13 protein-coding genes and 1 tRNA gene are annotated in these 13790 nt (G+C 31.5%); 7 read left to right on the forward strand and 7 right to left on the reverse strand.

The genetic code is table 11. From position 1 onward, the window contains the following. Positions 1-3: 3 nt before the first annotated feature. From buk to PKN74_RS02310, 7 genes are all read left to right on the forward strand, one after another. Positions 4-1068, forward strand: a complete 1065-nt coding sequence (buk, locus tag PKN74_RS02280) for a butyrate kinase (RefSeq protein WP_472308188.1) — start codon at positions 4-6, stop codon at positions 1066-1068. A 36-nt stretch (positions 1069-1104) separates the two neighbouring features. Beyond that, positions 1105-1779 (forward strand): nucleotide-binding protein, encoded by a 675-nt coding sequence (locus PKN74_RS02285; RefSeq protein WP_472308190.1) that lies wholly within the window; start codon positions 1105-1107, stop codon positions 1777-1779. 161 nt (positions 1780-1940) lie between these two features. Then, positions 1941-2174 carry a 4Fe-4S dicluster domain-containing protein gene (locus PKN74_RS02290; RefSeq protein WP_472308192.1) on the forward strand — a complete coding sequence of 78 codons (234 nt, stop codon included), beginning with the start codon at positions 1941-1943 and terminating at the stop codon, positions 2172-2174. A gap of 13 nt (positions 2175-2187) precedes the next feature. Next, positions 2188-3243: a 3-methyl-2-oxobutanoate dehydrogenase subunit VorB gene (locus PKN74_RS02295; RefSeq protein WP_472308194.1), complete on the forward strand. Its 1056-nt coding sequence runs from the start codon at positions 2188-2190 to the stop codon at positions 3241-3243. A gap of 22 nt (positions 3244-3265) precedes the next feature. After that, the gene (locus PKN74_RS02300) at positions 3266-4021 is read left to right on the forward strand and encodes a thiamine pyrophosphate-dependent enzyme (RefSeq protein WP_472308196.1); all 756 of its coding nucleotides are present in this window, start codon (positions 3266-3268) and stop codon (positions 4019-4021) included. Between the two features lie 35 nt (positions 4022-4056). Next, on the forward strand, positions 4057-4599 hold the full coding sequence (locus PKN74_RS02305; RefSeq protein ID WP_472308198.1) for a 2-oxoacid:acceptor oxidoreductase family protein: 543 nt from the start codon (positions 4057-4059) through the stop codon (positions 4597-4599). A 211-nt stretch (positions 4600-4810) separates the two neighbouring features. Beyond that, positions 4811-5908 carry a Leu/Phe/Val dehydrogenase gene (locus PKN74_RS02310; RefSeq protein WP_472308200.1) on the forward strand — a complete coding sequence of 366 codons (1098 nt, stop codon included), beginning with the start codon at positions 4811-4813 and terminating at the stop codon, positions 5906-5908. A gap of 65 nt (positions 5909-5973) precedes the next feature. Here PKN74_RS02310 and PKN74_RS02315 read toward each other — a convergent pair. From PKN74_RS02315 to PKN74_RS02345, 7 genes are all read right to left on the reverse strand, one after another. Beyond that, positions 5974-6064, reverse strand: a tRNA-Ser gene (locus PKN74_RS02315). Between the two features lie 367 nt (positions 6065-6431). After that, positions 6432-8159, reverse strand: coding sequence for a sensor domain-containing diguanylate cyclase (locus PKN74_RS02320; RefSeq protein ID WP_472308202.1), 1728 nt, complete (start codon positions 8157-8159; stop codon positions 6432-6434). 35 nt (positions 8160-8194) lie between these two features. Then, positions 8195-9232 carry an AfsR/SARP family transcriptional regulator gene (locus PKN74_RS02325; RefSeq protein ID WP_472308204.1) on the reverse strand — a complete coding sequence of 346 codons (1038 nt, stop codon included), beginning with the start codon at positions 9230-9232 and terminating at the stop codon, positions 8195-8197. A 40-nt stretch (positions 9233-9272) separates the two neighbouring features. Next, entirely contained in the window at positions 9273-10238 is a 966-nt protein-coding gene (locus tag PKN74_RS02330) for a hypothetical protein (RefSeq protein ID WP_472308206.1), read from the reverse strand. Continuing rightward, the gene (locus PKN74_RS02335; protein WP_472308208.1) at positions 10235-11404 is read right to left on the reverse strand and encodes a type II secretion system protein GspD; all 1170 of its coding nucleotides are present in this window, start codon (positions 11402-11404) and stop codon (positions 10235-10237) included. Before PKN74_RS02335 ends, PKN74_RS02330 begins: the two co-directional genes overlap by 4 nt. Before the next feature lie 88 nt (positions 11405-11492). Then, positions 11493-13013: a COG1470 family protein gene (locus PKN74_RS02340; RefSeq protein WP_472308210.1), complete on the reverse strand. Its 1521-nt coding sequence runs from the start codon at positions 13011-13013 to the stop codon at positions 11493-11495. Between the two features lie 226 nt (positions 13014-13239). Continuing rightward, positions 13240-13680, reverse strand: coding sequence for a hypothetical protein (locus PKN74_RS02345; protein ID WP_472308212.1), 441 nt, complete (start codon positions 13678-13680; stop codon positions 13240-13242). Positions 13681-13790 lie beyond the last annotated feature (110 nt).

A 13790-nucleotide genomic window follows, 5' to 3' on the forward strand; every position in this document is an offset into this window, starting at 1 on the left:
AAAATGTTTAAGATTCTGGTTATAAATCCTGGATCTACCTCTACCAAGATTGCAATTTATGAAGATGAAAAAGAAATAATAAAAAAAACTATTCATCATGATATCTCTGAACTTAAAAAATTTAGGAAAGTAGTTGATCAATATGAAATGAGAAAAGATACAATCTTGGAATTTCTTGAAAAAGAAAACCTTAATTTAAATAGTATTTCTGCAGTGATTGGCAGAGGAGGCCTGTTAAGACCTGTTCCTAGCGGGATTTACAAAATAAATGAAAAAATGTTAGAAGAATTAAGAACCGCCAAATACGGAGAGCATGAATCAAATTTAGGAGCCTTAATTGCTTATCATATAGCCGATAAAATAGGAGTTCAAGCATTAACTGCAGATCCTGTAGTTGTTGATGAATTGGAAGATATAGCAAGAATCTCTGGTCATCCTGATTTTAAAAGAAAGTCGATTTTTCATGCCTTAAATCAAAAAGCTGTTGCAAGAAAGCTCAGTCAAAAAATTGGAAGAGATTACAAATCATTAAATCTTGTGATAGCTCATCTTGGCGGAGGAATCTCTATTGGTGCTCACAAAAAAGGTAGGGTAGTAGATGTAAACAATGCTTTAGAAGGAGAAGGTCCTTTTACTCCTGAACGTTCCGGAACATTACCTTTAACGGGGTTTATTAGTCTTTGTTATCAGGGATATCCAGAATCAGACATTAGAAAGTTGATTAAAGGCAGGGGCGGTCTTGTGGCATATCTTGGAACTAATAGCGCAAAGGATGTTGTTGAAAGAATAAAAAACGGAGATGAATATGCCAAAAAAATATACTCAGCTATGGCTCATCAAATTGCAAAGTGGATAGGAAAAATGTCGGCTGTTTTAAATTTTGAAGTAGATGCAATAGGTTTGACAGGTGGTTTAGCAAATGAAAATGAGTTTTTAATACCTTGGATAAAAGAAAAAGTCAGTTTCATAGCTCCAATTTATGTATTTCCAGGTGAAGAAGAGGAAGAAGCTTTAGCAAATGCTGCTTTAAGAGTATTAAGAGGTGAAGAAGAAGCTACAGACTATTAAAAAGCTGTTAATTAGGGCTTAAGGAGATAATAGAAAATGTTAGAACATATTCTTCAAGAATATCAAACTCACATTTTCATAGGTATGGGAGGATCAGGAAAGACTGAAATAGCTATTAATATTGCAATTAAGTTGAAAGAAAAGAACGAAAATGTAGCGATAGTTGATTTGGATGTTGCCACTCCTTACTTTCGTGTTAGAGACAAATTAGATGAGTTAAAGAATAATAATCTTCGTGTAGTTACTCCCCCTGAAAGATATTTGCATGCAGACGTTCCAATAATAACAGCTGAAGTAGGTGGCTACTTAGTAAATCCAAAATTTAAAACAGTTTTAGATGTTGGTGGAGATGAAAAAGGCGCAACTGTTCTTGGATCTTTGAAAAATTTTTTAGACAATTCTAAAAGGGTGATTTATTTTGTTGTTAACACTAAAAGGCCCTTTACTCAAAATGAAAACAACATTAAAAAAAATATCATTCAGATTGAGAAAAAAATAAGAACAAAAATTGATTTTTTAATTTGTAATACCCATCTTAAAAATGAAACAACTAATTTGATAATCGAAGAAGGCGAAAAGATCCTAGAAAATGTTTCAAGAGAAACAAACATCCCTGTATTATTCACTGCTGTTTCAGAAAAGATTTCTGATGAAATAGAAACGAAATTTGAGAAGTTTCCGATAAAGCGTTTTTTCAAAGATTATTATTAAATTTTACAGACAATAAAGAAGTGGGGTAAAATGCACGGCCATATTCATTACCTTCATTAAAACAAAATAAGAAAATATTTAGAAAAAATTTATAACAAGTATTGAGGCTAATTTTTATAATTTTAAAGTATCCATAATTTTTAAGACTGGAGGGAAAAAAGATGGATAAACAAAAATTTATAGTTTCTATAGATGAGGATAGATGCAAAGGATGCAGCCTTTGCATAGAAGTCTGTCCCAAAGAAGTTTTGGAATTTTCAAAAAAATACAACGAAAAGGGCTACCACTATGCAAAAGTATCAAAAATAGAAAATTGTATCGGTTGTGGCTTTTGCTATCAAATGTGTCCAGACGTTTGTATTAGCGTTAAAGTATTGGAGAAGATTAAGAGCTAAGGAGTTGATTTCAATGGAAAAGGTGTTAGCTAGAGGTACAGAAGCAATTGCTGAAGCAGCTATTAGAGCCGGATGTAGACTTTATTTTGGATATCCAATCACCCCCCAAAGTGAATTGACAGAATATATGGCAAGAAGAATGCCAGAAGTTGGTGGTGTTTTTTTGCAAGGAGAAAGCGAAGTTGCGGTTGTTAATATGGTATATGGAGCAGCAATTGCTGGTAAAAGAGTTATGACTTCAACTTCGTCACCGGGTTTTTCTTTAATGCAAGAAGGTATTTCATATATAGCTGGGGCAGAATTACCATGCGTTTTTGTAAATGTAGTAAGAGGTGGACCTGGTTTAGGCGATATTCAACCAGCTCAATCTGATTATTTTCAAGCTACAAAAGGCGGTGGACATGGAGATTACAGATTAATAGTCTTTAGCCCTGAGTCTCTTCAAGAGGCGGTAGAACTTACTATGTATGCCTTTGATGTAGCTGATCGGTATAGAAATCCTGTTTTATTGTTAACAGATGGTCTGTTAGGACAAATGATGGAACCTGTAAGCTTTCCAGAATTTGTGGACCTTGATTCTTTACCTGATCATTCAAGTTGGGCTCTTAGTGGGACTGGTATGCGTCGAGAAGCTCACAGGGTATCGTCTTTTGACATGGACCCTGTTAGTTTAGAAAAAAAGAATATGTTGATTCAGAGTAAGTATAAAGAAGTTGTCAAAAATGAAATATTATATGAAGAATATCAACTTGATGATGCTGAAATTGTAATTGTAGCGTATGGTACGATGGGAAGAATTGTGAAATCTGTGGTTAATCAGGCCAGAGAAAAAGGGATTAAAGTCGGAGTTTTTAGACCCATTAGTTTATGGCCTTTTCCGTATGTTCAATTGAGCAAGTGGTCAGACCAAGCTAGCTTCTTTTTTACTGTTGAAATGAGTACAGGGCAATTTGTAGAAGATGTCAAAATTGCTGTTGAAGGTAAAAGACCTGTTGAATATTATGGAAGAACAGCTGGAATTATTCCTACGCCCAATGAAATTTTTGCAAAACTTATGGAATTAATTTAAATTAAGAAGAAGGTGGAAAGACATGATTTATACTGAACGCTTTAAAGCTCCTCAATCCTTAAGTGGTAAGGAATTTTCGTACTGTCCTGGTTGTCACCATGGAATTGTTCACAGATTAATAGCCGAAGTAATTGACGAACTTGATATACAAGGAAAAACAATCATGGTGGCACCTGTAGGGTGTGCAGTTTTTGCGAATGATTTTTTCGAATTGGATGGAACTATAGCTGCTCATGGAAGGGCACCTGCTGTAGCTACAGGTATTAAACGAGCTAGACCTGAAAATGTAGTTTTTACCTATCAAGGGGATGGTGATTTAGCTGCTATAGGAACAGCAGAAATAATTCATGCTGCTAACCGAGGAGAGAAGATAACAACCATTTTTATAAATAATGCTATATATGGCATGACAGGTGGACAGATGGCTCCAACCACTTTATTGGGTATGAAAACCACAACTACACCTTACGGAAGGAGCGAAAAAAACGAAGGTTATCCGTTGAGAGTATCTGAAATACTAAAAGAAATCAGAGGAGTTGCATTTTTATCTAGAACAAAAGTCACCACTCCACAAGATGTGATAAGAACAAAAAAACAAATTAAAAAGGCATTTTTAGCTCAAATAGAGGGATTAGGATACGGTTTGGTAGAGGTTTTGTCTACTTGTCCTACTAATTGGGGGCTCACACCTATTGAATCTATGCAATGGCTTGAAGAAAACATGGTAAAAGAATTTCCAATAGGTGTATTTGTTGATAAGGTTGATAAAGTTAAGTGAATCGAGGAAAAATAAACGTTTTGGAGGTGTTTAAAATGGCGTATCACAGTGTAATATCTGCAGGTTTTGGGGGTCAGGGTGTTATGCTTTTTGGCCAAATATTATCCATGGCTGCGATGTTTGAAGGTAAGTTTACCACTTGGCTTCCTTCTTTTGGACCTGAGATGAGAGGAGGAACTGCAAATTGTACTGTAATAATTTCTGATGATTATATTGCTTCTCCTGTTGTAGATGAACCTACCGAAGTTGTAGCTTTTAATCTTCCATCTATGTTGAAATTTGAAAAAATTCTTAAAGAAAATGGGATACTTATTATAAATTCATCTGTTATCGATACAAAACCTCATCGAGAAAACATTAAAGTAATTAAAATACCTGCCAATGATATAGCTGAAGAATTAGGAAACAAAATGGTATCAAATATGGTAATGTTAGGGGCCTATTTAAAGGCGACAAAAGCAGTTACCCTTAAATCTATTGAAAAAGCGTTGCAAGAAAGGTTGACCGGAAAAAAGAGTGACCTGATAAAAATAAATCTAGAAGCAATAAAAGCGGGAATGAAAGAAGTAGTAAAATAAAACGTAAGTGTTGTAAAATATTGTAACGTAAATATGAATATAGAGTAATTTGTATTAAAATATCATCTAGTAAAAAGTTTTGTTATGGTTTTTAGACAATTACAAAGAAGAAAATTTTCTAAACTTAGATTTTTTAATAATTAATAATTGCAGAATGGGTTTTTAAAAAATCTAAAGGTATCAAAAGTCTATTGTATATGGGAGGGATACCATGGTTTTCGAAAATATGGAAAGTGGTGAATATGAGCAAGTTATTTATTGTTATGACAGAACTTCAGGTTTAAAAAGCATAATTGCAATACACGATACAACTTTGGGACCAGCTCTTGGTGGTTGTAGAATGTGGAATTATAATTCAGAACAAGAAGCCTTAAAGGACGTACTTAGACTTGCAAAAGGTATGACATATAAAAATGCTGCAGCTGGTTTAAATTTGGGAGGAGGGAAGTCCGTAATAATAGGCGATCCAAAGAAAGATAAATCAGAAGCTTTGTTTAGAGCCTTTGGAAGGTTTGTAGAAAGTCTAAATGGAAGATATATAACTGCCGAGGATGTAGGAACTAAAACAGAGGATTTAGATATAGTATATCAAGAAACCAACTACGTTGTAGGCATCTCTGAGAGTTATGGTTCTTCTGGCAATCCAAGCCCGGTAACAGCTTATGGTTTATATAAATCAATGTTGAGAACAGCAAAAGAGGCTTTTGGAGAAGAATCACTAAGAGGTAAAACAATAGCTATTCAAGGATGCGGAAATGTTGCCTATTATCTATGCAAACATTTAAAAGAAGAAGGTGCAAGATTAATAGTTACTGATATTTTGGAAGAAGCCGTTCAAAAGTTCGTCGACGAATTCGCCGCCGAAAGAGTTGGAGTAGATGAGATATTTGAAGTCGAAGCTGACATATTTGCTCCCTGTGCCTTGGGAGGTATATTAAACGACGATACTATTCCTAAATTGAAGGTTAAAGCCGTATGTGGTAGCGCAAATAATCAATTAGAAGACATAGACAGACATGGACAAATGCTTGAAGAAAGAGAAATTATTTATGCTCCAGATTTTATTGTTAATGCCGGTGGTGCGATAAACGTTGCAGATGAATTAACTGGATATAATAGAGAAAGAGCTTTAGCCAAAGCTGCAAATTTATATAACCAACTTGGACTAGTATTTGATATTGCTAAAAGAGATAAAATACCTACCGCAAAAGCCGCCAATAAAATGGCAGAAGAGCGAATCGCAGCTATAAAAGAAATAAGAACTAATTTTTTAAAAAATGAACATAACGTTTATACAAGAAGAAAATAACTATGAAAAGAGTCTAGATTCAAAAATCTAGACTCTTTTAAAATTTTTATGTTTATAGTACGCTATGGCGGAGAGGGTGGGATTTGAACCCACGGACAGCTTTTAACCGTCACACGCTCTCCAGGCGTGCGCCTTCAGCCACTCGGCCACCTCTCCCTTTCAGTATATATTTCTTTTAAATCCCTAGAAAATATTATATCATATTTATTTGATAAGGTCAAGGATTCCGCATTAGACAACAGTAACTGCCAAACTCGGGAAAATAATTGGTCAGCTCCTAATTGGATCTCTTTGAAATGATAACATATCCATGACTCTTTCAATATGAACTCAACAAAAGGTCAATCATAGAATATTGAAGACACATTGGCGTAAGAAAGTGACACTAATAGAATATTTAGAAGGTGTTAATAGGCATTTTTTTCAATATATACTCTTTAAACTTGTTCGATGCCTTTTTGACAACGATAGAAAAATTTTGAAAAGTGTATTTACATTTAATGATTTATAACACAACAATTAGTTAGTTATGTTCAGATGAGCGATTTGAAGGTTTATTTTTTCTTTTTTTCATTTCATACATCCCATTATCAGCAAGTTTTACAAGATATTCTAAATCTAAATCCTTTTCAAACTCATCATATTCACAAATACCGTAACTCAAATCTACTTTTAAACCTCCACCTAATTCAACGTTATTCAAAGCTTCAACAATTCTCTGCAATATCTTTTCCGCATCCTCTCTTTTAGCCCCAGGTAATCCAAGAACAAACTCATCTCCACCAACTCTTATTAAAATATCGTTTTCTCTTATAGAATCTTTTATAACTGCCGCAACCTTTCTTAGTACAAAATCACCAACATCATGACCAAAATTATCATTTATTGTTTTTAAGTTATCTACATCAACAAAGACTACACTCATCGGCTCTTTCTTTTTCTTAGCCGACTGCAACGCTCTTTCTAATGCCAAGAAACCTGCTCTTCGGTTATATGTGTCGGTTAAATCGTCAATGGTTGCATATTTTCTGAGAAGGTCTTCCAATTTTTTCTTTTGAGTAATGTCAGTTATAATTAATATTATTTCTTGAGAGTTTTCATCATAGGAAAGTGCAGTAATGAAGGCATAAATATATTCTTTCTTTTTGTTTATAAGTCTACATTCAAAAGACACAGTTCCTTCCTTTTTATCTTTCAACTCCTGAATCTTTTCATCAAATACAGATTCATACTCAGCATCCAAAATATCCTTAAAATAAACAACATTTTCGGGCATATTTAAGGAGCTATAAAAAACCTTATTTGCTAGTTTTAATTTTAAATCTTTATCAAGTACTACTAAACCTTGATCCATATTTTCAATGATTTTTCGTAAATAATTTTTCCCTTCTAATATTTCTTTGAATTTTTCTTCATATTCATCTGTTTCTGTATAAATACCTATCATATATTTCGGAATTCCAAATTTATCCCTATCAACAACGACTCCCCTTGAAAAAAACCATACATATTGTCCTTTAGCATTTTTTATCCTATAAAAAGATGAATATTTTTCTTTCCTTTCAAAAAAGTGTTCTTTTATATCATCCACAACTTTTTTTCTGTCTTCTTCATTAATTAATTCTATAAATTTTTGAAAACTTCCTTGAAATGGATCTTCTTTATATTCAAGAAGGATTTTATACATGTCGTCATAACGAATTTCTCCAGTTACAATATCCCATTGCCAAATACCTATGTCAGATTTTTGAATTGCTTTTTGTTCAATTGTTTTCTCATTTTTTAAATTTTCAATTTCTTTCTGATAATTCACGATTTCGCTTAAGTCTCTGCCTATCAAAACAAAAAAAGGAATTCCATTTCTTAAGATACTTTTAATTTTAAACTCAAAGGGAAACTTAACTCCATTTTTCCCTACAAAATCATCTTTAAATATCCACAACTTGTTCATATTGCTTTTATTGAAAAAGTATTCAAGCAAATTCTTTGTCTCTCTATGAAATAATTCAAAAACAAATTTTCCTTTTAACTCCAACTTTGAATATCCATAATTAGTTATTCTATTATTAACAAAAACAATTTTACCTGAGTTATTAATAATAAACAAAAGTTCACTAAGCTCATCCAAAAGAAAAATGAAATGTTTGTCTATTTCTTTAGTTTCTTCTAACTCAAAGCTATTATTGTTTTTTTCTAATTCAGATAAAAGAAATTCTCGCTCGCTTGCTGAAAGCTTATTAGGATTGTTCATTGAAAAACATTCTCCCCCAATAACAAATACTATAGTTATTCAACATTAGTAATAGAAAACTCAATTTTTTCTTCAGTAAAAAAATCTGAAACCTTTTTAACTACTACTTCTCGGCTTTCTTTCACATCTTTTATGCCTCTGAAAATAATTTTCAGTTCTCTGCCACCGAAAGTCAACACATCTTCTTTTCTAATTTTTGTACGTAATTTGTCTAAAACAGTTTTGTCAACACTCTTTTGTAATTTCACTTCTACTAACACATAATCCTTATCTCTTTTAAGTCTTTCTAAATCCAAAATAATATTAAACAAATCTAGGGATAAAATATTACCGTTTCTTTCTAATTCTAGATTATTGGAAATATTTAGTAATTCTCTTTCAATTTTATTTTTAGAAAAAGGATACTCACTATAATCAAAAAAGTCTTTGTACTGCTTGAAGATACTAATTGCCCTATCTTTTTCATTATTATCTTCATAAAATCTTATCAGTCTTAACCAAGCATCTTCTCTTTGAGAACTATAAAAAGCCTTTTGTAGATAATAATGAGCATCAATCTTATCGTTTAATTTTTCATATATGTTACCTATTTCGATTAAAATATCAAAGTACAGTCTCTTAAAATATTCTTTTTGATCCCTTACCCACTCATCATAAACATTTTCTTCATATAAGTCTCCTTTATACAAGGAAGCAGCTTTTAAAAGCAGGAATAACCTTCTATTGATTTCTTTTTCCTTAAAAGCTTCATCGTGTAGCTTTAAAAATTCTTCAAAATCTACATAAATGTCCCTTACTGAAAATAAGCAATGCTCGTCTTTAATCCCCAGTTCTTCACTACTTATATCAAGTTGTTTACGTGCATAATATAAAGTTGTATTTAGATTTAATCTAGCACTTTCATCATCAAAACCAGGCCAGAAAATATCATATATATCTATAAGGGGAATCTTTTTATTTTTATTTAATAATAAGAACTTAAACAGCTCCTTCGCTTTTCTTGATTTGAAGCTTTCTATTTTTTTTTCATCTTTATAGATGATAAACTCACCCAATGTAAAAACTCTTAGCATCAATTTTTCACCTAATAAATTTAATAGTCTCATCATACCCTTAAAAATTTACAGATAGACTTGTTAAAAAAGAAACTTGACTTGAAATAAAATTGTACCCCACAATAAATTGATAATTAAAATTATCATAATTTCCTTTCAATCCCGAATCAATTGCAAAATCATATTTCTTTTCAAAATAAGACATATCAAAACCAATCATAAAATTATTTTTTAACCGTTTATTTAGCAATTCAAAAGAACCAAAATGTTTATAAGCCTCTACGCTGAAATCTCCGTTAAAATCTAAACTATTATTTGAAAACGTAAAAGGTACAAAACTGGCTTTAAACTCAAATGAATTTATAAAAGTTTTATCTTTTAAAAAGATATAAAAATTATCTTTTTGGGCGTATATCCCCAAGTTCAAACCTTTTATTATTCCGCCAAAATAAAAACCTAATTCATCTATATTAAAAATGTTTCTAGCACCCACAAATATTAGATCGTTCATTGCCAACCTTACTTCGGGAGAAAAATCTCTGTTAAAATTAGGGTAATCCATGTAAGAACCTTTTATAGTTACTTTGTTTTTCTTAGAAGTTTCTTCTTTATTTCCTTTGAACTGTAATTTTTCAACTTCATTAACGTTTATATAAATATCCAAAATTTTTTCTTCATCGTTAATGTTACACTTCACAGAAGTTATATAATTTTTTTGCATTTTTAACAAATCAAAAGTATCTTCAAAATGTAGATTTGCACTTTTAATTACAATTTTTGTTCTTACAGCATCTCCTAATTCATTTAAAGGTGTTATCGTAAAAGATAAGTCTACTACACCTTTAGATTGTAAATTTAGTGGATACCCTTGAATAACTGAGACACTTCCCAGGACACTTTCAGATTTACTTTCTCCTTTTAGAAGGGAATATATCGTATAATTATACATTTGTGAACTCTGACCTAAAATTATTATACCAAAAAATAATAAACTTATAACAACCAAAAGTACATTTTTCTTCATTTTACACCATCCCCCTGGTCAGAAAGAGAAGAAGTTAAAAAAATCATTAGCCGCTTATTTTCATCTCTCTTTTCTTTGTCACCAAATAAAAATCTTAAGAAAGGTAAGTCTTTTAAAAAGCTTGAACCCCCGTCTTTAGAATAAAGTTGACTCATGTCTAAATCAGCCACCAACAAAACTTCGCTGGGGAATAAATTAACTTTAGTTTCCAATTGTGACTCTGAAATTATATAAGAATCTCTTCTAATATCCATGATATTAGAAGATTTTGTTTTAAAAGTTATTTGTAAGATTTCGTTTAAATATCTAGGTGTCATTTCTATTTCTATTCCACTTTCTAAACTCCTAAACTCTGTTCTGTAAGTAGATACAAATAGAATATTATCTAGACTTTTTAAATACAAAGTAGCTTTTTCACCTGGCAAAACCTTTACAGTTTGTTTTGTTACCAAATTTGCTGTATCAGTTTTTTCGTACATTTCTATTTCAGCCTCGAAAAGATTTTGAATTGAAAAACCTATGTTAGGATAAGAATAATATAAGTTGTTTTTTAATCCTTCTCGGTTAATATTAAAAACATTTCCTTTTATTGTTTCGGAAGAACTTTCATTTGTCTCAACAATATAGACTGTTAGTTCAATGTAGGGTTGACTTTTGTCTAACTGGCATACTAAATCTTCAATGTAATTTATTTTGTCTTTTGGAGCATATACAACAAGTTCATTAGCTTCTTTGTTTGTTTTTATGTATTGTTGTAGAGTATCAGGAACTAAAGACATAAATTTTTCAGTTGTTATGTATTTTAAAGGAAATATTTTCAGTTCAGCTAAATTTAAGAAATTATGACTTTTGGGATCAGCCAATCCAACAAAGTACACGTTTTCATCTATCTTTTTGTAAGAGTATCCTCCAGGAAGCAAAAGTATCTCTAATACCTTTTCTAAATCTTCATCCATAAAATCTGCTGTAACTAAACCTGTCACATATTGATCAGTCAATATAGTAACTCCAATTTGTAAAGATATCTCATTAAGAGCTTCTATCAAATCTGTGTTATAAAAAACGGCAGTAACTTTTGGTGATGGAATATCTTGAGGTATAGCTACCACAGATATCACTAAAATAAAAATTAAAACTCCCGCAATTTTAGATTTGCCATTATTCAATTACTGTCCCCCCTCGTAGAAATTCTCTAAAATATTTAAAATAAAACCTTAAGAGTAGCTAGCTTTCATTCCACCACTTACCAAATTCTTATTCATTGTTTTCCTTTGTTTTAAAGAGCGTACCCTCGAAGGTTTTTAACTTACTTTCTTGGTTGTATATTGTTAGTATGTATCTATATTCTTCGCTTGTATCTAAAACTGGTACCTCTCCTAAGAGCAATGCTTCTTTTTCAGGCACAACCCATTCTTCACTTGAAGGTAACAGATCAAATACTCCAATACTTACCCCTCTCGAATTTATTATACTTAATGAACCTTTAGGGATTAAATATCTACTTCCAATATTTTTCACAGCAACACTAAAGATACCGATATTTTCTGCTACTTCATAATTACTGCTTACTACTTCAACATCGTAATGCGCTTTGCCAATAATTGCTTCAATATTAACTTCTTTCTGTGTTAAAAGGTTGTCTAACTCATCGTAAACATTTAAAACAATCTTTCCATAGTAACCTCCCTCTTCTGCTTCTTTTGGAACAGTAAGAGATACAGTTGCCCTTCCTGATCTCTGAGGATAAACAATCATAGTTTCTGGAGATCTCAACGTTAACCAAGAGAGTAAAGAATATTTTTTATCGATTCCAGAAAAATCTTTTGCTCCAATTTTAACCGTTACATTTGTATTTGATAAATTTTGAAAACCAATGACAAAAGACTTAACTGCACCTGGATAAAGAGTAAAACTAAATTCATTTTGATCTAAAACTAAAGCTAGTTCTTCAAGCGGGGAAAACGAAAACCCTTCTGATGGAACTGTTATATTAAAAGTAAAAACCTTTTGTCTATCAGAATAATTTACGAAGAGATTTAATTTATAATCTCCAGGAGAGAGTAAATATTTTGGTTTACCTTGAAATACAACTTTATTACCTTTTAGAATCCTTTGAGCAGATAAATTGTTTTTTTCCATGTATTGAGTCTTTAAAGGGAACCTTTCAATGATCTTCCCTTTCTCATCCCTCAAAGCTCCTTCTATAGACACAACCAAATCATAACTTGAATCATTAAAAACTGAAGCCACAACGGTAGGCCTTTTCTCTTCATCTGGGACCACTTGAACATCTTCAACATTTATACGTGTGACGGTCAAACCTTCAACGTGTATGGTAATTCTAATAGCATATCTTATTATAATGCCTATCTGTCCGGTAGGTTCAACTTGTGGAGTGAACATTAAAATAAAATTGTATGTTCCAAAAGGAGCATTTAATGGAACATTTATTTTAACATCTACAGCAGTTGTAGTGCCTGCTGGTACTGTTACCAAGTTATCATATTGAATCCAACTCGAATACAAAAATGAAGACTGGTCAACTTTTTCGTAGCTGAAATTACCAAAGATATCTTGCACCAATTGAAAAAGTTCTATATTTACTTGCTGAGTAGTATTCCCTGGTATTATATAGAAGGTCTCAGTTATTATCTCACCAGGCCTAACATATTTTTCAATAGATAAAGGAGTAACACTAATTTGAGAGAAAGAAACCAAGAAAAACAAAACACTAAAAATAATGATTACAGATGATTTTTTTGCAGTGATTGACACAATAATCCTCCTTTCCCTAGATGACACCTATTATTGAAGGAGCTAAAAACAAATAATATATTAATCACTGGATTTCTTTCATAAAGAAAGTCGCATAGAGTAGTTTCCCAAAATTAATTTAAGAAAAATGAAATATTGAATAAAAATTTGCCCCTTCAAGTTAATTTTAACACTTTTGGGGGCAAATTCTTAACTTTTTATTATTATTTATTTTTGAAAAAAATCCTTATATTGAACTACTTATTGTAAAAACAACATCAGCAATTTTTGTATTTGTAGGAACGGTTCCTAAATTTAGATTATCAATGACATTTATTTTTGCAGTCGTATTAAAAGCGACTTTTCCAGGAGCCCCAAAACCACTTGCACTACTTATTGTTACCTCAATTAAATCTGCCCAATCTTGATAATCTATAACTGGATTTACAATTGAACTAACGGTATAATTGACATTCGCTTCTGCTAATAAGCAAACTGTATCTTCAACTGTACTTTCTGGATCAGCCAGATCAAAAACTAAATCGAATTTTCCATCAATTTCATTAATTGAAATTCTTACAAATTCTGGAACATTCAAATAAACTGGAACTGTTTTACTATCTGATACTGCCAATGCTGATACCACCAAAACCACTAATATTGCAAATATGCTTAAAACTTTTTTCATACCTTGTTACCCCCTTAAAAATTTTTATTTTTTATATTTTCATATATTTATTCCTATTATAAAAGTCAAACTAAAAACTCAATAATTACAAATAAAAACTTAATCAAAAT

The sequence above is a fragment of the Defluviitoga sp. genome (assembly GCF_035349255.1).
Lineage (GTDB): Bacteria > Thermotogota > Thermotogae > Petrotogales > Petrotogaceae > Defluviitoga.